This is a genomic window from Finegoldia sp. P1-F-LS, from assembly GCF_052932205.1.
In genome coordinates, this window is sequence record NZ_JBRFJH010000003.1 from 39,077 (window position 1) to 63,915 (window position 24,839).

Consider the following 24,839-nt stretch of genomic DNA (forward strand, 5'->3'; position numbering starts at 1 on the left):
CACAATTAAAATAATTTGCAAGTTATAAAACAGTTTTAAAATTGACATTTACTAAATTTTTTATGGAATTATAAATTAAAGTTCTATTCAAAACTTCATCCAAAAACTCTTGTAGTTCTTCTCCTTCATAAAATGAGAAGAAATAAATGTCGATGTCAATTTTATTGATAATACTCTTATCTTCAAAACCAATAACATTCAACAAATACATTGGATTATCGATATCTAAATTCACCTTAGCTTCGATATCTTGTAATATAGTATTTCTTTTCTTCGCAACCCTCATCATTGTTAAAATCAATTCTGAAACGATGGAGCTTACGAAGAAATCAATTGATGTGAATTCTTCTTTTTCTGAATCAAATGAAATAGATGAGTCCACTGGAATACATGATTTTTCGTTGTAAACTTTAACCAAATCATCGGATACAATAGCTCTGAAACTCTTTTGGAATGAATTTATATCATCATTCATATTCTTTCCTCAATTTATTTCTAGCATCAATCATTGATTGTAATTTTTCTCTTATGTGGTCGTATTCATTTACTGGTCTGTTGGAGAATGTTGCAAACCCACAGTCTGGATTTAGCCACAATTTATCTTTGTCTATAAATGTGAGAGCTTCCTTGGCTCTTTTGTAGATTCCATCTGTGTCTTCTTTGTCATCCAATCTAGGATTTAACACTCCAAGTCCCAAAATCATTTTGTTGTTGATTCTTTCATCAGCTAGTAATGCTTTTAATTCTCCAGCTCTTGGAGTTGAAAATTCTAATGCCAACAAATCTGCATTGATATCTGCAAATAAATCCAAAAGCGGAGTATAAGGTCCTGTCAATAAGATGCTTTCATTCTTACTCCAGTTACCACGACACACGTGAAGTGAACAGATAGATTTGTCCCTATCGACACTATCCATTACGCTTTTTATCAAATGAGTGGCAAATTTCAATTCTTCAGTTGGATCTTTTCTAGTAGACAATGATGCACACATGAACGTTCTAGGTCTTCCCTCAGTGAACACAATTTCTGTAAGAACTGGTTCGTCGAATTGGATTACATCTACTCCGATTTCTTGAAGATTTTTGATTTCTTTCTTGTAAATGTCTATTACATCTTCACCCAAAGCTTCCTTACTATCGTAGTATTTTGAGCTTACATTTGCAAGCCACATACTTCTTGTAACCAAGTAAGGGCCTGGCATTGTAATCTTAACAGGCTTATCAGTCAAAGATTTCAAAAGCTTTAATTCTTTTGATACAATGTCTCCTTTGTATTCCAATTTTCCAGTGCAAATAGCATTTTTAATTGATGTAGCTGGAACATCCAATGTCGTCAAAATATTTTCGAATTCTCTTTTATCATCGACATAATCTAGCATTTCTGCCATGCTCATTTGAGTTACGCCGCCAAGCTTTTCAGAGATAAAAGAAACATAATTGTCTCTTTCAATTTCTCCACTTGTAATTACATCAATGTCCAAATCTTCTTGTAATTGTACAACTTCTTTGGTCTTATCGTATACCATTTGTTCGTAGTCAGAAAGGCTAATCATATTAGCCTTTAACATCCTACGAGCTTTCAATATTTCATTTCCTCTTGGCATAGATCCTATCAAAGAGGTCTTGAATAATTTATTGTTCACTATTGTATTCCTTTATGAAATTTCCTAAATATTCATTAGCTTCTGTAATTTGTTTGAAACCATCTCTTCTTCCAGGAACCCATTGTTTCAAACCTTCAAGATCCATGATTTCTTTATCTCTTTCGTTATTGTAATCCATCTTGAACATAATATCATCAAATGCTTTAATGTCTTCATCAGAAGTTTCTGGAGTAAATGTGAATACACAGTGATCAAAATAATCAGTCTTAGCTAATACTTCAACTTCGTTTTTGTCAATTGTACCATCGCTAATCCATGCATCATAGTTTAAATCTAAGCAGAATGTTGCATCAACTTCACCATTTACCATAGCCATCATGCTGTCTTTTTCTCCACCAACGTGGTCTCCATGTAAACCAACACCGATATCAAATCTCTTGTCAGTGTAGTCTTTTCCAAATTCCAAACCATTGTTGTGTAAGAAGTTAATAGGAATAAGTCTTGCTTGTGGAGAATCAATAGCTCCAAATCCTATTGTCTTGCCTTTTAAATCAGAAATATTTTCGAATTTTCCTTTTTTAACTACAAGATAAGTTTTTCTATCTCTATCTGTATCTCTCATACATCCGATTTTTTCTTTTCCTTCAGATCTCAAGTGAGCATCTAATTGTGCTAATGGAGAGTTCCAAGCTGCATCGATTTCGCCATTCATTAAAGCATCTACTTGTAATTTGTAGTCTTTGAAGAATACTGCTTCGATTTCAGCGCCATTTTCTTCGTAGAATTTTGTAATTAAATCCCATATAACTGTTACTCTTGGAGCGTAAATAACCGCACCTACTTTTAATTTTTTCATTTAATTCCTCCTAAAAATATCTACTAATATATTTTATAAAATTTTTCTAGAAAATCCAAATAAAAATCGGAACTTACAAACAGTTAGAATATTTGTTTGTAAGCAAAAACTTTACTGTTCATAAATTCCGATAAATTTACAATATTATAAAAGTGGTTGACCTGTGATAGCTTTTCCTAACCAAACATTAAGAACGTCTAGTGATGGAGCCATAATTTGTCCAGCGTAAGCATCTCTCATTAATCTTTGGATTTCAGATGCACAGTTGTAAGTCTTTCCGCCGCCAACTCTCATTGCAAGTGTTGAAGATTCAATTGCATTTTCGATAGCACAAACTCTTGCTGCGATAATCTTGCATACTGCATCAGCTTCACCATCAACTAATGATCTTGCTGCTAATTCTGTAAGAGCTTTTGCACTCATTCCGTTAGCGTAAATCTTAGCTAAGTGAACTTGTACTGTTTCAATATTAGCTAAACATTGTCCTGATGGATATTTTCTCTTTAATGCATAGTCATTTGTAATTTTTGATAATCTTAAGTTTAATCCAGTGTATACACTTGCTAAACCTAGGATGAAATATGGAGCTACTACGTTGAATACTTGGTCCACACCTGAACCTTCTTCACCGATTCTGTTAACTTCGTCTAATTTAACATCTGTCATAGTCATTGGACATGAAACATTACCTTTCATTCCAATACCTTTCCAATGACTCATCTTGAATTCTAATCCTTCAGCTTCTAATGGAATTAACCAGTTGTTGATGTCTCCTTCTTTTTCTGTTGATGGAGTCAAAATTAAATAATAGCTTGCATGAGTTGCACTTGTAACCATTGATTTTGTTCCGTTGAATACGAATTTTCCACCATCTTTAGTAACTTTGATTTCTGGAATATAGAAGTGAGTACCAGTTCCAAATTCAGAATATGCTAAAGCCATGAATTTGTTGTTTTCAACTATGTCTTTTACAACTTTTTTCTTTAATTCTTCGTTGCCATTAGTAAGTACTGTCATTAATGCTACGTTGTGCATCATGTAACAAAGGCCAGCAGTTGGGTTGCTTTCAGCAAATGCCAAAACAGCTTGTTGATGTTCAACAGCAGTTTTTCCTAAACCACCCATTTCTTCTGGAATAAGTAATTTGAAATAGCCAGCTTTTCCCATTTCTTCAAATGATTCTACAGGAAATCTACCTTCTTCATCTGATCTCTTTGCATATGGTTCAACATGTTCCAATGCAAATTTTCTTGATTCTTCGTAAAAATTCATAAAACCCTCCTAAAGTTTATATAGTTCATATTTATATTATCACTTATTCTGTAAGAAAACTACACAAATTGTTAAATTTTGCCCATTTATTTAAACTTTCTATAAATCCTACGATTTTCGTTCGATTTTTAAAAATTTAGAAAAATTATTAATTTTTTTAGTCCTTTTTTCATCGAAAATTCAACGTTTTTAATTTTTAAATTATTTATAGGAAATTTCTATAAATGATTATTTGAATTATTAAATTTTTGCAATAAAAAACACTGCAAGATTTTCTCACAGTGTTTTTGTTCTATTATCTATTTGTAGAATTTGGATTTACGACGTCTTTTTTCTTTGCGCCTTCTTCTTCCTTAGCTTTTTCTACAGATTCAACTTTTTTACCTTCTTTTTCAAGGTTTTCTTCTTTTTCTGCAGATTCTGTATTTTCTACTGAGTTAGAATAATCCATTTCTGCCATTCTCTTGTAAGTGTTGTATCTTTCCTTAGCATCTCTTTCAGCTTCTTGGAATAATTCTTCAGCTTGTTCAGGGAATGATTTTTGTAATGACAAGTATCTTACTTCTCCTCTGATGAAGTCTTGGAATGATCCAGTTGGTTCTTTAGAGTCTAATTGGAATGGATTCTTTCCTTCTTCTGCAAGAGTTGGATCGAATCTGTATAAGTGCCAGTAACCAGCTTCTACAGCTAATTTTTCTTGACGTTGGCTCTTACCCATACCAGCTTTAATACCGTGGTTGATACATGGTGAGTAAGCGATGATTAATGATGGTCCATTATATTCTTCAGCTTCTCTTATAGCTTTTAATGTTTGATTTTGGTTTGCACCCATAGCGATTTGTGCTACGTATACGTATCCGTAAGTTGATGCCATTAAACCTAAATCTTTCTTTCTAACTTTTTTACCACTTGCAGCAAATTGTGCTACAGCAGCTGTTGGAGTTGACTTAGAAGCTTGTCCACCAGTGTTTGAGTAAACTTCTGTATCGAATACCATAACGTTGATGTTTTCACCTGATGCTAATACGTGATCCAATCCGCCGTATCCGATATCGTAAGCCCAACCGTCTCCACCGAAGATCCATACAGATTTCTTAATTAAGAAGTCTCTGTCTGTTCTTATATATTTCAATAATTCTTCAGCTTCTTCGTTGTTTGTATTGTCATCTAAGTGTTGTAAGATTTCTGCTGCACATGCTTTTGATGTAGCTACATCGTCCATGTTTTCAATAAATTTCTTGAATGGTGCATTCAATGGACTTTCAATGTTCAAGTCTAAGAATGCTTGCATTTTTTCTTTTAATTGTAATCTAATCTTCTTGATAGCTAAGTGCATACCATATCCGTATTCAGCGTTGTCTTCGAATAATGAGTTAGCCCAAGCTGGTCCTTTACCTTCAGCGTTTGTGCAGTAAGGAGTTGAAGGAGCACTTGCACCCCAGATTGATGAACAACCTGTAGCGTTAGCTATAAGCATTCTATCTCCATATAATTGAGTGATTAATTTAGCGTATGGAGTTTCTCCACAACCAGCACAAGCTCCAGAGAATTCAAATAATGGTTGTTGGAATTGTGAGCCTTTAACTGTTTTTTCTGCTGGCATTAAGTCTTCTTTGTATCCAACTTTTTCTACAGCATAAGTCCAGTTGTCTTTTTGTGCAATATGTTGTTCTTCGAAAGGTTTCATTATTAATGCTTTTTCTTTTGCTGGACATACATCAGCACAGTTACCGCAACCTGTACAGTCTGCTGGTGAAACTTGGATTCTGAATGTTAAATCTTCAAATCCTTTACCAACTGCTTTTTTGCTTTCGAATGTTTCAGGAGCATTCTTTCTATCTTCTTCGTTTAATAAGAATGGTCTGATAACTGCGTGTGGACATACATAAGCACATTGGTTACATTGAATACATTTATCCATTTGCCATTCTGGAACGTTAAGAGCGATACATCTCTTTTCGTAAGCTGAAGTTCCCATTGGGAATTCACCATTTGCTCTGTCTTTGAATGCAGATACTGGTAAATCATTACCTTGTTGTGCGTTCATTACACTTGCAACTTCTTTTACGAATTCTGGAAGGTTAGCGTCTTTTTCAACGTCTTCTTCAGCATTTTTCCATTCAGCTGGAACTTTGATTTCTACAAGTTGATCGATACCTTGATCTACTGCAGCGTAGTTCATGTTTACAATATCTTCACCTTTTCTTCCGTAGTTATGAACTATAGATTCTTTTAATTTCTTAATAGCTTCATCTATAGGTAATACTTTAGATAATTTGAAGAATGCAGCTTGCATAATCATGTTAGTTCTTCCGCCCAATCCTACTTCTGCTGCAATTTTAGAAGCGTTGATTGTGTAGAATTTAATGTCGTTTTCAGCGATATATTTCTTTAATTTACCTGGAAGGTGAGTGTCTAATTCTTTTTCATCCCAGATACAGTTTAATAAGAATGTACCACCTTTTCTTAAACCTCTTAATAAATCATATTGATATACATAAGCTTGTTTTGAACAAGAAATGAAGTCTGATTCATCTAATAGGTAAGTTGAGTGGATTGGATTGTTACCAAATCTTAAGTGAGACATTGTAACCCCACCAGATTTTTTAGAGTCATAATCGAAGTAACCTTGAGCGTACATGTCAGTACCATCACCAATAATCTTGATTGCTGATTTGTTAGCACCTACTGTACCATCAGAACCGAATCCCCAGAATTTACATCTGATAGTTCCTTCAGGTGAAGTGTTGATAACATCTTTTACTTCTAATGATCTATGAGTAACATCATCTACTATACCGATAGTAAATTGTGTTCTTGGTTGATCTTGTTTTAAGTTTTCGTAAACTGTGTTGATGTGAGTTGGAGTTGTGTCTTTTGAACCTAAACCGTAGATACCACCAACGATAACTGGTTTATTTTCATGATCGTAGAAACAATCTCTAACATCAAGATATAGAGGTTCTCCTAATGAACCTTTTTCTTTAGTTCTATCTAAAACTGCGATCTTCTTAACTGTTTTTGGAATAGCATTTAAGAAATGTTCTTTAGAGAATGGTCTGTATAAGTGAACTTTTAATACTCCGACTTTTTCTCCCTTAGAAACTAAATAATCAACAGTTTCTTCGATTGTTTCAGTTACTGAACCCATAGCTACTATAATATTTTCAGCATCTTCTGCACCATAGTAGTTGAATAATCCGTAGTTTCTGCCTGTAATCTTGTTAATTTCATTGATATATTCTTCAGTAATACCAACGATATCTTCATAGTATGTATTAGATGCTTCCATACCTTGGAAATAAACGTCAGGATTTTCAGCTGTACCCATTGTCTTAGGGTTTTCTGGATTTAATGCATTTCTTCTGAATTCATCAATAGCTTTCCAATCAACGATTTTTGCCAAATCTTCATAGTCCATAACTTCGATTTTTTGGATTTCGTGACTAGTTCTGAAACCGTCGAAGAAGTGTAAGAATGGTACTTTTCCTTTAATAGCAGAAAGATGTGCTACTGCTGCTAAGTCCATAACTTCTTGAACAGAACCTGAACACAACAATGCAAAACCTGTTTGTCTTGCTGCCATAACGTCTTGGTGGTCACCGAAAATGCTAAGTGCATGTGATGCTAAAGCTCTTGCTGATACGTGGAATACACCAGGTAAGTTTTCTCCGGCAATCTTGTACATATTTGGTACCATCAACAATAAACCTTGTGATGCTGTAAATGTAGATGCCAAAGCCCCTGCAACTAAAGCCCCGTGTACTGAACCAGCTGCTCCACCTTCTGATTGTAATTCAGTTACTTGTACTGTTTCACCGAATAAATTCTTACGTCCATCTGCTGCCCAAACATCAATTGCTTCCGGCATTGGTGATGATGGAGTAATTGGATAAATAGTTGCCACATCTGAAAATGCATACGCTACGTGAGCTGCGGCTGTATTTCCATCCATGGTTTTCATGTGTTTTGCCATTTATTTAACCCCCTATATATAAATAAATAAATTGTATAAATTAAAACGGATAAAACCGCTCCAACAGTTATTATAACTCAATAATTTTTTCAATGCAAGAATAACAAACTTCATGAAAAAAAATTTAATACAAAATTATTTTTTGTTATTTTTTAACTGTTTTCTATGTTCTTCAGTATCTTTTTTCATATTGGCAATTAACTTATTATTTAACTCTTGTGCAGCGTTATAGCCCAAAAGTTTTTGTCTTTGATTTCTGACTGCAACCTCTACAATCATAGCGATATTTCTTCCTGGTTTAACTGGAACTTCAAGATACGGAAGTTCAACCCCCAAAAGTTCAGTAGTGTGATCGTCTAGTCCAATCCTGTCGTATTCTTTGTCGTCTTGCCATTTTTCAAGTCTGATAACCAAATCTATAAATGTAGTCAATCTTACAGAACCTGTGCCGTATAATCTTTGAATATCTAAAATTCCAAGACCTCTTACTTCCAAATAGTGTCTAATGTTAAGAGGAGCTTGTGCCAACAAACCTTTTTCGATTTTTCTGATTTCAACAACATCATCAGCTATAAGTCTGTGGCCTCTTGTAACCAAATCTAAAGCTGTTTCGCTTTTGCCTACAGAACTATCTCCCATCAACAAAACGCCCATACCAAATACATCCAATAAAGAAGCATGAATAGTGTCTTCTTCACTTAAGAAATATTCCAGTACTTCATCCAAAGCTGATATTAACCTTGTTGTAGTTCTGTCTGAAATCAACAATGTTTTGTCGTATTCATCAGCTAGTTTTCTAACTTCTTCAGGAATTTGAGCATAATGAGAAAACACAATACAAGGAATATCATATTCCATCATTGCTCTTACTCTTTCAATTCTTAGCTCCATATCCATCGCTTTATAATAAGCAAGTTCTGCCTTACCGAACAGTTGAATTCTTCTGTAAGGAAATTCTTCCAAAAAACCAGATAATTGCAAACCTGGTCTGTTAATCTCAGAGTTATTAATTTCAATTGTTTCGTAATCAGAGCTTGTTCTTACAACATGCAGGTCCAATTTTTTTACGACCGCACTTAATTTTACAGTTTTCATAAGTTTCCCTCCTTATTATATTTTATATTCTAATCTATTTATACGCAAATTATTGAAGAGATAATTTTATTAAAATGTGATTCGAATATTACATTTTTGTAATATTTAACGTTTTTCTAGCCTAATTTGTTACAAAAAAGTTACAACAGGTTACAAATGTGTTACAATATATTATATTAAATTTGCAGATTAAATATTTTAATCGTAAACTCAGGAGGAAAAATGAACAATCTTAAAAAACCATTGTTAGTGATGGGATTAATGTTTACCTTTTCTGCTTTAAATGCAACTTCTTCATTTGCTGATGTTGACAATACAAAGCTTGTGGAAGAAGTAAAACATGACGCTTTAAATCACACTACAAATTTGCAAACTATAATTAAAGATCAAGAAAATGTGAATGCAGAGGATTCCATCAAATCCAATGGTGCACAAAATACTGAAGAAAATAATGAAAAAGGAAATAAAAACGAAACTACAAAAGAAGATTTAACTGAGGGCTTTGAAGATTCAAAAGAACTTTTGAAAAAACCTGCTGAAGTAAAAGCAGCGAAAAAAGCTGATGTTAAGAAAATAACTTCATCAAGCAAGTTTGAAACAGCTACTAATATAAGAGATGAATATTTTTCAGAATCAAATACAGTTATTTTGACAAATAGCTCTACATTTGTAGATTCATTATCTGCTGTTTCATTGTCAAGAGGTAACACTCCAATACTATTTACAAAATCAAACTCATTAGATAGTACGACATTAAAAAACTTAAAATCTAACAAGCCTAGAAAAGTTTACATCTTAGGTGGAGAAAAGTCTATAAATAGTTCGGTAGTTAATCAACTAAAGAATTTGGGAATAATAGTTGAAAGAATTTCTGGACACGATAGATATGAAGTTAATGCAAAAGTTGCTGAAAAAACACATAATCCAAATACAAAACAAAAAACAAATATACTTATAACATCGGGTGAAAAACATAGCGATGCAATCAATTCTGCAACATTAGCACAAAACAAGAAAGCACCTATACTTTTCGTAACTAAGAATGAAGTTACATCCCCTATCAAAAATTATTTGTATTCATTGAAGAAAAACAATGCAATCGGAAGTATTACAATTGTAGGTGGAGAAAACTCAGTTTCAAAAAAAGTAGAAGCATTTTTAAGATCATTAAGCAATAATGTTGATAGAATTGCTGGATCTGACAGATATTCTACGAATGTAAAAGTTGCAAAACAAGTTAACCCTAATGCAAAACGTGCAATCGTAGTTGAAGGTAATGGTTACAACGATGCATTATTAATGTCACCAGTTGCAGCGAAATTAAACGCATCATTAATATTAACAAAACCAAATGATGTTACAAGAACGAGTGACTATGCTTCAGTTGATAAACATTCATCTATGGAATCATTCTTCAAAAACAACAAATCCCTAGACCAAGTTATTGTTTGCGAAGGAAATCACTCAATTTCTGATTTCGTATCATCATCAATAGCTGATTTGTTACAAGGAAGAAGTCTAAAAACTGCACCTAAAGCAGATGCATTGTACAAACAAGAAAAAGCTGAACTTAGAAAAAGCAATACTCAAAATACTAAAGCTACTAAAAAAGTTGAAAAACCAGTAGATTCTTTACAAGCTCAACTTGCAAAAGCAAAAAGAGTGTTCACAGTAAGATCAACTGCCTACACTTCTGATCCTAGAGAAAATGGTGGATGGAATGTAACAGCAATCGGAACTAAAATTAGACGCGGTGTTATCGCGGTAGATCCAAGAGTTATTCCTTTGAGAACAAGAGTTTATGTAGAAGGCTATGGATTTGCTACAGCAGAAGACACTGGTGGAGCTATTAAAGGAAATAAAATTGATGTAGTTATGGATACAAACGCTCAATCTCGAAACTGGGGAGTTAGAAACGTCAAAATCTACATCTTATAATAGAAATTCTTAAGCACTGATATTGATCAGTGCTTTTTATTTGCTCTTTTTTGATAATAAATCTAATAATCCCAACAATAATCTACGAAATATCTTTAAAACTATAATTTGTTACATTTTTTTAATAATTTGAGTTTTTTGCGGTAGTTTTTGGTAAATTTTATAAAAGTTACAAATTGGTTACAAATTATTCCCTATTTTATGCGATGTTTATTTTTCAATTGATTCACAAATTTTCAGATTTGTAAATAGTTTTGGGCAAATTTTACATAGTTTCTCAAATATTGAGCAAATTAAGCTAATAAATGTCAAATTTGTTTGAAAGTTATGAAAAATTCTTGTAAACTATTAGAGTAATTTAAATAAGTTACAAATCGGTTACAAATTTAATGAGCAATTAAAATTTGTTCATTGAATTATATTAGGAGGATACATGAATAATTTTAAGAAGCCACTTCTTGTTATGACTTTGGCTGTATCATTATCTTTGGGAGCAAATGTTTCATTTGCAGATAATGAAAATAACAAGTCAGAAACAAACGTTAAAGCTATATTAGATAATTCAAGTAAAACTGAAACAACTAAAATACAAGTAAAGCTAGATGAAAATAATAAAGTAATATCTAATAAAAATCAAAATAATAAAGAAGAGAAAAAAGAAGCTGAAGTCAAATCACAAAAAAGCGCCAAGACAGAAAGAATTGACGCACAAAACAGATTTGAAACAGCTAAGAAAATCAAAGAAAAAGAATTCAAAAATGCAGATACTGCAGTAATTGTAAATTCAAATGAATTTTCTGATTCAATCAGTGCAACGAATATTTCAAATGGTAAATCACCTATTCTTTACACTGATTCAAACAAACTAGACAACTTAACAAAAGAAGCCTTGAACGGCATCAAAAAAGTCTACATAACTGGTGGCGAAAAAACTATTAGTTCGAAAGTAGTTAAAGAATTAAATGGTTTGGGAATTGAAGTCATCAGAGTAAAAGGCAAAGACAGATACGATGTAAATGCAAAATCAGCTACTACATCTCACCCAGTTTCTAACAAGAAACAAAACGTGGTTATCGCTTCTGGCGAAAACTTTGCAGATTCGATTTCTTCTACTTCTTTGGCTAAGAAAAAGAACGCACCAGTTCTATTAGTTAAAAAGAATGAAGTTCCAAAATCAATCAAAGAATACTTAAACTCTTTCAGAAAGAAAGGTCTTTTAGGAGACATTACTATAGTAGGTGGAGAAAATTCCGTTTCAAAAATTGTTGAAAACGAACTTTCCAAGCTTGCAAAAGTTACTAGAATTGCAGGAGACGACAGATATCAAACATCTGTAAAAGTTGCAAAACATGTAGGTGTAAATTCTGAAAGAACAATTGTTGCTAGTGGAGAGAAATTTGTAGATGTACTTGCTGCATCTCCTGTAGCTCAAAAATACAACGCACCAATAGTTCTAGTTAAGAAGATGGATGTTCCAAGAAATGAAGATTACAAAACTCAAGAACAAAAATCAAATTCTGTGGAATCTTTCTTCAAACAAAACAAATCAAACATCATGTACACAATGGTATTTGGTGGCAAAAACACAATTGACAATTTCGTAGTTAATGGAATTAAAGATTTGTTGGCTGGTAAATCACTACAAGCAAAACCAAAAGTAGACGCACTTGTAAATTTACCTAAAAAACAAGAACAACAAGTTCAAGAAGAAACTAATAAATTAGACAAAATCGTAGAACTTGCATACAAACAATTAGGCAAGCCTTATGTTTGGGGAACTCACGGTCCTAGATCATTCGACTGTTCAGGACTTACATCTTTCCTTTACAAGCAAGCTTATGGTATTGGAATCAGCACAAGTTCAAGAGCGCAAGCTTCTTACGGATACAAAGTTTCCAAATCAAACTTGAAAAAAGGTGATTTGATGTTCTTCGCAACAGGTGGCGGCGGAATAAGTCACGTTGGAATTTATGTTGGTAACAACAAATTAATCCACGCTTCTACCCCATCAACAGGAGTTATCTTATCAGATATCAACTCAAGCTATTATCAAAGAACATTTGTTACAGCAAGAAGATTATTAGGTTAAATTCAAAAGCAATGATTCACGGCGAATCATTGCTTTTTTTATTGCCTATTTTATTTCACAAGATACATATCTTAGCGTAAGTTTTTATAAAAGTTTTCAGTTTCTTTTACGGTTGGGAAATTAAACACAAGATTTTTGTTATCCTGAGTCTTAATCCAAATAGCTCTTGGATTGTCGTTATGAATGTACACATCACAATTTCCAATTCCTTTTATTGAAAACTTTCCATAAGAGTTGTGTTTTAGTGATGTTCCATTTAATCTAACGCCATCTGTTTTGTTGATATCTTCGATTAGCTCAACTTTTTCGATTGATTTTTTGTCGATTACAGTAGTATAAACAGATTCAGTGATTGTAAGAGTGCTTGGCGTGTTATCTACAGTGTATGTTTTCGGCAAACTCATACTTATCATCAAAAATTCAACTGAAATCAATAATACAGCAGTCAATGCATATAGTATTTTGCCTGATAATTTTGCCCTATTAAATGTCATATTACCTTTTCTTACGCTTACATCTTCAACCATGAGCCTGTCATCTTTCGGATTATAATATCCCCACGGATCAAAGAAGTCCCCATTGTACAAGTCGCTATTAATCGCAGTTAAGTTTTTTGCTATGGTTTGATATTTAAAAAGAGCCAATATTATCGCTAACGTGTACAAAACAATGTATGAAAGAATCGGAAATATCTTGTAAATGTCTTTTGATGAGTAATAAGCTACAACAAATCCTAAAACGATAAACATAATATATATCGCATACATTGTTTGTTGTACTTTTATGATGCTTTCTTCATTCAACTTTAAGTTTTCATCAGAATTAGTCGAATAAACTTTGGTGTTTTTCCTTCCCAAAAACCATCCCGTTAATATTGTACTCACACTCATTGTGACTAGCAACAAAATGTAGCCGAAAAACATCTCTTTGTTTTTGAAAAAAGCTACCAACAATACGATTTGAAACATTAGTGGAATTATCCAGGCTTTTAGTTTGATTTTCTTTTTTTCAATATCTCTTGAAGTCTTCAAATCATACGTCAAAATACTACTCTCAGTAGATATATCATTGTCCTTTTTGTATTGTCGTATTACTTTCATTGCGTTATATTCAATAATATTTGCACTCACAAGATAAACGACTATTAAATTGTAATACACAAGCATTATCCAATCATAATCAAGTAACACAAGAAAAGATAAAACAATGCTCACCGCAAATAAAATATTCAATTTTTTCTTAGTTTTACCCAGCAAATCGACGATGAATTCATCATCTTCATAACCTTTTGGAAAATTTGTATACAACATAAAAGTATCGTTTATTTTCAATGTATATATGTTCACTCTTCTTATGATGAACAAAATAAACACCAAACTAAAAAATAAAATAAATTGCCAAATCATTTTATAATTTCCTCCACTATATTTTTAATATCCTTTTGTGATTTGCCGCGAATTTTCGCTTCCATTAACAGTAGTTTCAATTCATCTTCAAATGAATTTCGTGAATAATCTTCGTCCACGCAAATCTTCGCCCCAACTCTTCTATCTATTACAATAATTTTTTCGTCTTTCAAAATATTGTAAGCCTTGCTAATTGTCATAGGATTTATTCCCAAATCATTTGCAAATTGTCTAACAGAAGGAAGTTCGTCGCCATTTTGCAAATTTCCACTGGCAATTTCTCTAATAATCTCGTTTCGAATTTGAGTGTAAATCGGAACATCACTCGTAGTATTTATGTTAATCATTCTGTCCTCCTTGTATTAGTTATTATAATACAGATTAGACACAAATGCAATATTTTTTCAAAGAAAAAAGAGTGCATCGTAATGCACTCTAAATTATTACTCGCATTTAATAGTAAACCAATCATACTAAGAATATCATACGGAAAAAATTGATTTGATTTCAAATCGAGAAATCCGTTAAAAATTGCACTGTTTGAGTGAAACGAGTTTGCAATTTTAGGATTTTGAGATTTAGAAATCAACAATTTTTGAAGTCTAGATATTCGTGTATGATGGTTTATCTACACAATAAATTTCTACGATAAAACTACATCGCACCGATTAATTTGTTAAACGTATCATTGTCGATTTCCCACACTCCTTCGTATGGTTTTTCGATGTAGAATTTTTTGTTTTGGTACAAATATAACGTCATTTTTTCGTCTTTTCCGTAGAAAATTTCCATTTTTCTAAAATCTTTTGTATTCGCTGGTGTGTCGTTGTTTGATTGTTTTCTAGTTGGTTTTGCTTTTTCTTGTATCAATTTGATCGTGTCCACGATATCTTTTTTCGAAGTGATAGAAGCCGTTGGTCCTTCCTTGTTTTCTTCGATTTTTGTAACTGTGATTACTTGTGAATCATTGGCATTTGGAAGTGTTATTGGATCTGCTTTTTTGCAAGATACCATGACTAACATCAACACAAAAACTAACAATACTAATTTAAATTTCTTTTTCATAATTACCTCAATTCTAAAATTTGTTTTGATTTCTCTAATAATCTGTGTGCTTTTTCTTGTGGATTATCGTCATTCATCAATGCTCTTACGACAGCTATTCCACTTGCACCACTGTTCTTTAATACATCCATGTTATCCTCATTTAAACCGCCAATAGCGACCGTTTTTATGTTTATGCTATTGTTGATATCTCTTAGGGTATCAACCGATGTTATTTTCGTTTTAACGTGGGTTTTCGTTGGATAAATTGCGCCAACTCCAAGATAATCTGCGCCTTCTTTTTCACATTGGACAGCTCTCTCAACACTTTTTGCAGTTGCACCAATAATGTAATTATCCCCCAAAATCTTACGCGCATCTTTTATTTCCATGTCTTCATCTCCAAGATGAACTCCTGCACACTCGCTTGCCAAGCAAACGTCAATTCTGTCGTCAATTAAAAGCGGCACATCGAATTTATCACAAATTATCTTCACTTTTTTCGCCAAGTCTATGTATTCTCTTGTGGAGATATTTTTCTCTCTAAGTTGTACCAGTGTTACTCCACCTTTAAGTGATTCTTCAATTTTTGTCAGAAATTTTTCTTCGTCCTCTACATTAGTTCTATCAGTAACCAAGTACAAGCTAAGATCCAATTTTTCTCGCATTTATATTCTCCTTTATTTGCTCCCATTTTATTCTAGATAAATTATCGTACAAACCTAATTTAAACGAACTAAGTCCAACACTTTTATCCACAATTTCACAGCTAATATTCATCATAGTAACTCCTAGAACACATGCTTCTATCGATTGAGATACGCTAAGTGTACAAGCAATTAAACTTCCCACAACACAACCTGTAGCAGTGATTTTCGAAAGTCTATCATCTCCATTGTTTAGTAGATAAATTTCATTTGCACACACAATATCGGTCTGTCCTGTTGCTACAATTATCGAATCGTATTTTTCGCGTAAATTTTTACAATAATTAATAACATCGTCTACTTCCAGTTTTTGGGAATCCACACCTTTTGTACTTAAATCTTTAATAACCAGTGATTTTATCTCGCTGTAATTTCCTTTAATACAAGTTATTGTATGATTTTTCAAAATGTCTAAAGTCAAATCCAACCTTAATTTTGATGCACTCACTCCAACCAAATCCAAAGTAATTGGAATGTTGTTTTCATTTGCAATTCGCACAGATTTTTTGATTGATTCTATCCTATAATCCGTTATGTTTCCTAAATTTACCAACAGAGAATCAGAATTTTTCGTAATATCTTCGACTTCTCGTGGATTATCTGCCATAAACGGACTTTGGTCTATACTTAGCACAGCGTTTGCCATATCATTGATAGATATTACATTTGTAAGACAATGGATCAGATTATTACTGTTGTGCAAATCAGAGTAAATCTCTGACATTTTTTGTATTAAATTATCCATTGATACTTTCCTTTAATTTATCTAGCATTTTATTTTTTTGCATAGCCTTTAAAAATAAGAATGCTACAGTCGCTCCCATTAAAGTCGCCAGCACAAATGATGGTGTGTAGAAAAACAACGTCAAATTGCTTTTCCCGAAGAAAAACTTCATGACAGGGACGCTTACGATTGATCCTATTATTCCTGTGCCAATAACTTCTCCAATACAAGCCATAATCAGTTTGTTCGTTCTCTTATATAGCACACCCGATAAGAACGCCCCGAACACTGCTCCTGTTAGCGCTAACGGTGGTATTGACATCAGTGACATTCTGATTATTCCAATCAAAGTTGCGCACAACAATGCATACCATGGTCCCAAAAACACCGCACACACTATATTTACAAAATGTTGTGTCGGGCAAAACCCTACAACTCTTAAAATCGGAGATATTACAACACCTATTGCAACAAATATTGATAACATTATCATTTTTACTAAAGTAGAATTATTTCTGTTCATAAAACCTCCATTGTTCACTACCTTATATCTTACCATCAATCAATATTTCTTTACAATAAAAAATATAGCAAATTATTGCTTAAAATAATTCACTATATTTTCTGCTGCTTTTTCATTCATTCCATCAACTTCGCAAAGCTCTTCTACACTCGCTTTTTTTATTCTATCAAGCGTTTTGAAATGTTTCATCAATGCTTTTTTTCTTTTTTCTCCGATTAATTTTATGTTGTCCAGTTCAGATTTTTTGAAGTTTTTTTCGTGAAGTTTTCTGTGATAATTGATTGCAAACCTATGTGTCTCTTCTTGAATTGCGAACAACAATCTGTATAAAGGAGTATTTACTTTCAGTCTGATTTCATCGTTTTCGTAAATTATTCCACGCGTTCTGTGCTTATCATCTTTTACAAGTCCCAAAATCGGGATATCCAAGTTGAATTCGTTCAACACTTCTTTTGCGATGTTGACTTGACCTTTTCCACCATCCATCAAAATAATAGATGGCATTTCATCAAAGCTGTTGTCTTTCTTATCTGAATCCAAAAGTCTTCTGAATCTTCTCGTCAACACTTCCCTGTGTGATGCGTAATCATCGGCACCTTCTACAGTTTTGATTTTAAATTTACGATAATCTTTGGAAGATTTAGACCCGTTTTTGAACACAATCATACTTCCCACAGAATCAACACCACTTGTGTTGGAAATATCGTAGCATTCAATTCTATCAATTGGTTTAACCCCTGTGATGTCTTGCAAATCAAGAATTGCATTTTCACGATTACGTTCTCTCTTCAAATGTCTGGAGATGTATTTGTCCAGCCCTTCTTTTGCATTAACTCTGACCATTTCCAAGAGGTCAGTCTTGTTACCTCTTTTAGGAATTTTGATTTCGACCTTGGAACCTTTTTTCTCAGTTAGCATTACTTCGATAAGCTCACGGTCTTCGATTTCAATATCAGTTAGGATTTGTTTCGGAACGTAAGTCAAATCAATGTAGAATTGTTTGAAAAATTCTCCTACAATGTGTTCGTTTGATTCTTCGTACTTATTGTCGATAATGAAATGTTGTCTTTCGATGATTTTGCCATTTCTCATGAAAAATACTTGAACACACACCGTTTCTGCTTCTCTCGCCATGGATATCATATCCAAATCCAACCCCTTGGTGTTGGTGATGTTTTGTTTTTCCAAGATCACTTGAATATTTGCGATAGAATCTCTGAGTTTCGCTGCCAATTCGAAGTTCAAATTCTTAGATGCAGCCATCATTTTGTCGGTCAATTTCTTAGTCAATTCATCTTCACGACCATTCAAGAAATTTTCCACTTCTAATAATTCTTTGTTGTAATCTTCTTCGTTCACATCGTAAACGCACATTCCATCACAACGATTGATGTAATAATTCAAACAAGGTCTCTTAAGCTTTTGACCCTTATCAAAATTCAAATTACACGTCCTAATTTTGTAGGTTTCGTGAATTAAATCTATAATATCATTAACTGCATAAGCATTAGGAAAAGGCCCAAAATACTTTGCCTTATCCTTCAGTACACGTCTAGTTTTCAAAACTCTCGGAAACTTTTCGTTCGTGATTTTAATGTATGGATATTGCTTATCGTCTCTTAAAACGATGTTGTATTTTGGGCTATTTTTCTTGATTAAGTTTGATTCCAGAACCAAAGCTTCACATTCATTATTTACGATAATATACTCGAAATACTCGACGTGGCTTACCATTGCAGCGACCTTTGCGAGTTTTTTTGATGAATCGAAATATTGACCCACACGTCTTCTCAAATCAATCGCCTTACCAACGTAGATTATCTCGTCGTTTTTATCGTGCATAATGTACACGCCTGGTTTGTGAGGTACTTTTTGCAGTTCTTTTTTAATATCAAACATTTCTATATTGCTTTTGTTTGTTGTTCAAGATATTCTAAGTCAGATCCTTCCAAATAAGGTGATAATTTGTCGTAGCATTCTTTGTTGTAATTGTTCAACCATTCTAATTCGAAAGGAAGTAATTTTTCTTTGATAACTGGTCTTGTGTCAATTGGACAGATAGATAATGATTCAAATCCCAAGAACTCGCCGAATTCAGATTCTACAACTTTGATACAATGCATAATATTTTCGATTCTAATTCCATGTGAACCTTCGATGTAAATTCCTGGTTCGTCGCTTGTAACCATTCCTTCATCCATATCGATATCATTGTTTACAGATGCAATTCTTTGTGGACCTTCGTGAACTCCAAGGTAGAACCCAACACCGTGACCTGTTCCATGTCTGAAGTCCAACAATTCTTGCCAAATTGGTCTTCTAGCAATTGGATCCAAGCTTGATGATTTTGTTCCTTTAGGGAAAATTGTAGTCATCAAATTGATGTGTGATTTTAACGTTAAAGTATAGTGAAGTTTTTCATCATCTGTCAACTCACCAAGAGCGACTGTACGAGTAATATCAGTTGTTCCATCCAAATATTGCGCACCACTGTCAACCAAGTACAATCCTTTTGGTTGTAATGTCACTGGATGATCTACTGATGGTGAGTAGTGAGGAAGTGCTGCGTTTTCTCCGTAAGCAGATATAGTTCCAAAACTCAAATCCATGAATAAATCGCCTTGTTCCCTGAAATATCTCAACTTATCCGCTGCACTCATTTCAGTAACATTTCCAGTTGGAGTACCTGTTTCTACCCAATTGAAAAACTTAACCAATGCAACACCGTCTTTGATGTAAGCATTCTTTTGATTTTTAATTTCTGTTTCGTTCTTGTGAGCCTTCATCAAAGTTGTAGGTTGAATTCCTTTTGAAATTCTGATATTAGAATTAATTGAATTGTAAATTCTAACATTTGTCTTAGAAGGATCCAAGAACAAAACGCTCTTGCCAGGAAGTTCGCTCAAATCTTCGAACACTTTTTCGTAAGATTTTACAGTAACACCTTGTTCTTTCAATAATTCAATCAAATCATCATCTATTTTTTCATCTTCAATGTACAAATTAGCAAAATCTTTTCCAACTAATGCATAACTTATGATAACCGGATTATACAAAACATCGTTACCTCTAATATTGTAAAGGTAGCAAATATCATCCAAAGAACCGATAAAGTTATAATCACATTCATTGCAATCCATGAAATATCTCAACTCTTTTAATTTGGTCTTAGTATCTTTGCCACAGTACTTCACATCAAATGCATAAGCTTTTGAATTTGGCTTTTCAGGACGATCTTCCCAGATATCCCCAATAAAATCAACATCAGTGATTATCATTCTGTCGCCAAGATTTTCTAACCATCTATAATAATCATTGTAGTCCAAAGTAAGTCCATCAACGCCGATTTTTCCGCATTCACCAACATTTTCTTTCAAATATTCAATCAAAGTTGGAACACCAGGTTCTCCCATCTTCATCAAATCTACAGTAGAACCTTCAAGCTCCTTTGCAGCTTGAATAAAATATCTTCCGTCAGTAAACAAAGCTGCTTTTTTCTTCAAAATTACAGCAGTACCTGCACTACCACTAAATCCAGTAATATATTTTCTAGTTTTATAGTAATCTGCTAAATATTCCGATGTATGAGGATCGCTTGACAATACAACATATGCATCGATATTTCTTTCGCTCATTTTTTTTCTTAGCTTTTCTAATCTTTCTTTAATCATAATTACCTCCTCGTAGTTACAATAATTATATCACAAATTTTAACGATGTTTATTTTCACGCTAACAAAAAAACTAGGTAAATTAATACCTAGCTTGTAAAATATGCTTCATTTAATTTTTTATTTTTCATCAAAAACTCTGTTAACTAAGAATATCATACGGAAAAAATAAGAACAAATTCTAGCGAAGGAAAGCGTTAAAAAATCTCATTGTTTGAGTGCACAGCACGAGTTTGAGATTTTAGCTTTACAAGCTTTGAATTTGTTTATTTTTGTAGTCAGATATTCGTGTTAACTGGTTTTTGATATCTATTACCAAAATTATCTGCAGTTAAACTTATTTGCGTTTTTACTACATTAAATCTTTTCTAAACGTTAAATCTAAAATGAACTACATCTCCGTCTTGCATCAAATATTCTTTGCCTTCCAATCTCATAAGGCCTTTTTCTCTGACTGCCGCCATGGATTTTAATTCAATCAAATCGTCGTAGTTCACAATTTCTGCTCTGATGAATCCTCTTTGAATATCTGTGTGGATTTTACCAGCTGCTTGTACTGCAGGAGTGTTTTTCTTGATTGTCCATGCACGAGTTTCATCTTCTCCTGTTGTCAAGAAACTCATAAGTCCCAATAAATCGTAGCTTTGTGTAATCAAATCGTCGATTCCTGATTTTTCAAGACCAATTGCTTCCAAGAATTCTTTCTTGTCTTCTTCGCTATCCAACGCAGAAATTTCTGATTCGATTTGTGCAGAGATTACAACTACTTTTGCATCTTCTGATTTTACGAACTCTTTTACTTTTTGAACCATTTCGTTGTTTTCGTAAGCATCCGCTACTTCATCTTCACTTACATTGCAAACGTAAATTATTGGCTTTACGCTCAAAAGATTGAAACTTCTCATAAGTTTCATTTCATCTTCGTCCAAATCCAAAATTCTGATTGATTTTCCTTCAGATAAAACTTCGTAAATTTTTTCAAGAAGATCCACTTCTTCCTTCAAATCCTTATTACCTTTCAAAGCTTTTCTGGATTTTTCTAATCTTCTTTCAACCATTTCCAAGTCAGATAAAATAAGCTCGTAGTTGATAGTTTCAATATCTCTAATAGGATCCACCGAACCATCAACGTGAACTATGTTTTCGTCTTCAAAACATCTTAGAACTTCAACAATAGCATCGGATTCTCTAATGTTTTCCAAAAACTTATTTCCCAAACCTTCACCCTTGCTTGCGCCTTTTACAAGGCCTGCAATGTCGTAAAATTCAATAGTAGCTGGAATAATTTTTTTTGAATTAAAAAGTTCTGCTAATTTATACACTCTTTCATCAGGAACATTTACAAGTCCGATGTTAGGATCTATTGTACAGAATGGATAATTTGCCATTTCTGCACCTGCTTTTGTTATCGCATTAAAAAGTGTAGACTTTCCTACATTTGGAAGCCCCACAATACCTAATTTCATATCATTCACTCCTTTTAACTAACTCAAATTTTACCATATACCATATTTTTTGTAAATTATACACATTCAAAAAGAGCTCTTTTCAGAGCTCTAATTTAAAAATTATTTAGTTTGGCATCTTTGATAATCTTTGGATAGTTTTTATAGGAATAGTTCATGTCTACTCCGCCTTCTCCAGTATCTGGAACGCCTTTTATTTTTGATTTATTTGTGAATTGCCACATTCCATAATCAGGTGTGTAGCAGTTAGGATTTGTAACGTGCCAATGTGCAATCCAAATATCGTAATCTTTCAATCTTTCTCTTTCAAATTGATTGTTAATCCAAGATCCTGAACTGTACAATCCAGTGTAGAATCCATTCTTTTCGAGAATACTCATGAAGGCAATCGCCATATCTGTTTTTGTTTTTTTAGGAATTTTACGTTGAGATGGATCTTCAAAATCCAAATATACTGGGTATTCAAATTGTTTCTTGCCCAATATCTTCATATATCTCACAGCTTCTTCCTTAGCTTCTTCAACATTTACTGCGTATGAATACCAATATGCTCCAACATTCAATCCAGCAGCTTTTGCATTATTGTAATTTCGTTGGAATTTTGGATCTTCTCCACTGTAACCAGATCCTGCTTTTAATATTACGAAATCCATTCCGTTTTTCTTAGCTAATCTCATATCTACATAGCGGTTGAATTTTGAAAGGTCTGCTCCTTGTTGGAATACTAATCTGTATTTGTTAGGGTTGAACATTCCAAAATCAGATACTTTTGCATATCCTTTGAACCCATTTATATCCAATTGCATCCATCCATTATCTAAAATATTTATAACTTGCATAACAGTTGAAGTGTTGATATTTCTTACAGATTTTGCAGAACTATCTGCAGCATCGTAAAGAGTTGTAGAACGCTTTGCAACTACGAAATCGTGTAATCCTATGGCCTTATCTTCTTCAATTATATCTGATACTTCATCTTTGACAACTGGTGGTTTTGGTTGTGGTTTTGCTTGTGGCTTTACTTGTGGTTTTGGTTGTGGTTTTGGTTTTGCAATTTGTTTTTTCAAAACATTTTGAACAGTACCATACACGTTGTTATCAATTGTTCTATAACCACCAACAATAAATACATCCTTGATTGAATTCTTGAAATTATTCAAAAATGCAATTACACTTGTGTCTAATTTACCTTTTGCACTCAATAAAATCGGTGCATTTAGCTTTTGGGCTAACGGACTTATAGCCAATGCATCTGCAAAATCATCGCCACTTGCTATGAACACCTTGCTCTTGTTCATAGAATTAGCAACTTTTACAGATCCTTCGTATCTGTTTCTTCCACTAATTCTTCCTACATTTTTTCCAGTTACTGATTGAATATATCTAACTGTAGAAGATGAGATTGATTTGCCACCACCAACAACTGTCACATTTCCAATTTTGGATTTATTTCTTAGCAAATAATCTCTAGTTTCTCTTGACAAAGTTTTTCCAGAGCTCAACAAAATCTTAGCATTATTGGAGTAAGCGTATGATGATGCGTAAAGTGGGTCGCTGAAGTTTTCACCACTTGCAATAACGATGTTCTTTTTATTGCTCATAGCTGCAACCTTTGCGCTTGTTTCATATCTGTCTTTACCAGCAATTCTTGTAACTTTATTTGCGTATTTCTTTAATATATTTTCAATTCCATCACTAATGGATTGTTTTCCACCAAGAAGATATACTTCTATTGGGTTAAGTCTTTGAATTTCATTTCTTGTAGCTGTTGGAAGTGTGTCTTTTTCTGTATACAAAATAGAATATCTTCCATCAGACAAAGTTGTAGCACTCAATGCATCTGCGTATTTTTGTGAGTTCACAACGATAACTTTCTTTGCATTAGTGAATTGTTCTCTTGAAATTTGTGCAGCAGATTCATATCTGTTTTTACCTGCAATTCTAGTAGGAACGATTTGTCCTGAAGAATTTAAAGCCTTGACTTCTTCATCTTGCGCTTCTTTTCCATCAGCTTCTTCTTGCGAAATTTGTTGTTCTGAATTTTCCTTTGATACAGATTCATCAGCTTTGATTGGCGAAACTTCTAAGCCTTCTTCTGCATCTTTTTCAGCTTTTACTGCATTATCTTTTTCAGAAACTGAATTTTCCTTTTCTTCCTTATTTTCTATTTCATAATTTGAATCTTTTGTATCTGTGAGATTCAAATTACTATCATTTTCTTGTTTTTGATTTTGTAAGTCGTTAATGTTAGCGTATCCCAATTTAGCTTTCTTAGTCAACTTACTTTGATTATGTGTGCTAATAGATGTATATCTAGAACTAAGTTCGTTTTCTACATCTTTTTTATCGTTTTCTGTTTGAGCCATTGATCCTGTAGAGATCATTAATGACACAGACAATGCTACAAACGATACTTTAGCAATATCTTTTAAGTTCTTCATAGATACAACCTCCTAATATACATACATA

The 24,839-nt window shown here is 33.2% G+C and carries 18 protein-coding genes; 2 read left to right on the forward strand and 16 right to left on the reverse strand.

The features are described 5' to 3' along the window. Nucleotides 1–22: 22 nt before the first annotated feature. The 6 genes from ACU68Y_RS03595 to hprK all read right to left on the reverse strand — a co-directional run bounded on the left by ACU68Y_RS03595 (nucleotide 23) and on the right by hprK (nucleotide 8,803). Nucleotides 23–475, reverse strand: coding sequence for an OsmC family protein (locus tag ACU68Y_RS03595; protein ID WP_094202536.1), 453 nt, complete (start codon nucleotides 473–475; stop codon nucleotides 23–25). After that, nucleotides 468–1,643 carry a cobalamin-independent methionine synthase II family protein gene (locus ACU68Y_RS03600; RefSeq protein WP_094202535.1) on the reverse strand — a complete coding sequence of 392 codons (1,176 nt, stop codon included), beginning with the start codon at nucleotides 1,641–1,643 and terminating at the stop codon, nucleotides 468–470. Before ACU68Y_RS03600 ends, ACU68Y_RS03595 begins: the two co-directional genes overlap by 8 nt. Further along, entirely contained in the window at nucleotides 1,633–2,460 is an 828-nt protein-coding gene (locus tag ACU68Y_RS03605; RefSeq protein ID WP_002841387.1) for a phosphate/phosphite/phosphonate ABC transporter substrate-binding protein, read from the reverse strand. Before ACU68Y_RS03605 ends, ACU68Y_RS03600 begins: the two co-directional genes overlap by 11 nt. A gap of 144 nt (nucleotides 2,461–2,604) precedes the next feature. After that, nucleotides 2,605–3,732 (reverse strand): acyl-CoA dehydrogenase family protein, encoded by a 1,128-nt coding sequence (locus ACU68Y_RS03610; protein WP_002840605.1) that lies wholly within the window; start codon nucleotides 3,730–3,732, stop codon nucleotides 2,605–2,607. Nucleotides 3,733–4,027: 295 nt separating this feature from the next. Continuing rightward, a complete protein-coding gene (gene nifJ / locus ACU68Y_RS03615; RefSeq protein ID WP_094202534.1) occupies nucleotides 4,028–7,708 on the reverse strand; it encodes a pyruvate:ferredoxin (flavodoxin) oxidoreductase in 3,681 nt (1,226 codons plus the stop codon). Nucleotides 7,709–7,843: 135 nt separating this feature from the next. After that, nucleotides 7,844–8,803 (reverse strand): HPr(Ser) kinase/phosphatase, encoded by a 960-nt coding sequence (gene hprK, locus ACU68Y_RS03620; RefSeq protein WP_002838834.1) that lies wholly within the window; start codon nucleotides 8,801–8,803, stop codon nucleotides 7,844–7,846. A gap of 222 nt (nucleotides 8,804–9,025) precedes the next feature. On the opposite strand from hprK, the gene ACU68Y_RS03625 reads away from it, so the two are divergent. Both ACU68Y_RS03625 and ACU68Y_RS03630 read left to right on the forward strand, forming a co-directional pair. Continuing rightward, nucleotides 9,026–10,741 carry a cell wall-binding repeat-containing protein gene (locus tag ACU68Y_RS03625; RefSeq protein ID WP_446755331.1) on the forward strand — a complete coding sequence of 572 codons (1,716 nt, stop codon included), beginning with the start codon at nucleotides 9,026–9,028 and terminating at the stop codon, nucleotides 10,739–10,741. Between the two features lie 433 nt (nucleotides 10,742–11,174). Continuing rightward, the gene (locus tag ACU68Y_RS03630) at nucleotides 11,175–12,830 is read left to right on the forward strand and encodes a cell wall-binding repeat-containing protein (RefSeq protein WP_012290371.1); all 1,656 of its coding nucleotides are present in this window, start codon (nucleotides 11,175–11,177) and stop codon (nucleotides 12,828–12,830) included. 71 nt (nucleotides 12,831–12,901) lie between these two features. On the opposite strand, the gene ACU68Y_RS03635 is transcribed toward ACU68Y_RS03630, so the two are convergent. From ACU68Y_RS03635 to ACU68Y_RS03680, 10 genes are all read right to left on the reverse strand, one after another. Further along, a complete protein-coding gene (locus ACU68Y_RS03635; RefSeq protein ID WP_446755332.1) occupies nucleotides 12,902–14,236 on the reverse strand; it encodes a PH domain-containing protein in 1,335 nt (444 codons plus the stop codon). Then, entirely contained in the window at nucleotides 14,233–14,583 is a 351-nt protein-coding gene (locus ACU68Y_RS03640) for a GntR family transcriptional regulator (protein ID WP_002838822.1), read from the reverse strand. The genes ACU68Y_RS03635 and ACU68Y_RS03640 overlap by 4 nt, the downstream gene beginning before the upstream one ends. 307 nt (nucleotides 14,584–14,890) lie before the next feature. Beyond that, nucleotides 14,891–15,301 carry a DUF5301 domain-containing protein gene (locus ACU68Y_RS03645; protein WP_002838829.1) on the reverse strand — a complete coding sequence of 137 codons (411 nt, stop codon included), beginning with the start codon at nucleotides 15,299–15,301 and terminating at the stop codon, nucleotides 14,891–14,893. Nucleotides 15,302–15,303: 2 nt separating this feature from the next. Continuing rightward, on the reverse strand, nucleotides 15,304–15,948 hold the full coding sequence (thiE, locus tag ACU68Y_RS03650; RefSeq protein WP_446755333.1) for a thiamine phosphate synthase: 645 nt from the start codon (nucleotides 15,946–15,948) through the stop codon (nucleotides 15,304–15,306). Beyond that, nucleotides 15,926–16,732, reverse strand: coding sequence for a hydroxyethylthiazole kinase (thiM, locus tag ACU68Y_RS03655; protein WP_446755334.1), 807 nt, complete (start codon nucleotides 16,730–16,732; stop codon nucleotides 15,926–15,928). Before thiM ends, thiE begins: the two co-directional genes overlap by 23 nt. Continuing rightward, nucleotides 16,725–17,234 carry an energy coupling factor transporter S component ThiW gene (gene thiW / locus ACU68Y_RS03660; protein ID WP_002840610.1) on the reverse strand — a complete coding sequence of 170 codons (510 nt, stop codon included), beginning with the start codon at nucleotides 17,232–17,234 and terminating at the stop codon, nucleotides 16,725–16,727. Before thiW ends, thiM begins: the two co-directional genes overlap by 8 nt. A 72-nt stretch (nucleotides 17,235–17,306) precedes the next feature. After that, nucleotides 17,307–19,133 carry an excinuclease ABC subunit UvrC gene (gene uvrC, locus ACU68Y_RS03665; protein ID WP_446755335.1) on the reverse strand — a complete coding sequence of 609 codons (1,827 nt, stop codon included), beginning with the start codon at nucleotides 19,131–19,133 and terminating at the stop codon, nucleotides 17,307–17,309. Between the two features lie 2 nt (nucleotides 19,134–19,135). Beyond that, the gene (locus ACU68Y_RS03670) at nucleotides 19,136–20,905 is read right to left on the reverse strand and encodes an aminopeptidase P family protein (RefSeq protein ID WP_446755336.1); all 1,770 of its coding nucleotides are present in this window, start codon (nucleotides 20,903–20,905) and stop codon (nucleotides 19,136–19,138) included. A 367-nt stretch (nucleotides 20,906–21,272) separates the two neighbouring features. Continuing rightward, the gene (ychF, locus tag ACU68Y_RS03675) at nucleotides 21,273–22,370 is read right to left on the reverse strand and encodes a redox-regulated ATPase YchF (protein WP_094202526.1); all 1,098 of its coding nucleotides are present in this window, start codon (nucleotides 22,368–22,370) and stop codon (nucleotides 21,273–21,275) included. Nucleotides 22,371–22,465: 95 nt separating this feature from the next. Further along, nucleotides 22,466–24,811: a cell wall-binding repeat-containing protein gene (locus ACU68Y_RS03680; RefSeq protein WP_446755337.1), complete on the reverse strand. Its 2,346-nt coding sequence runs from the start codon at nucleotides 24,809–24,811 to the stop codon at nucleotides 22,466–22,468. Between the last annotated feature and the right edge of the window lie 28 nt (nucleotides 24,812–24,839).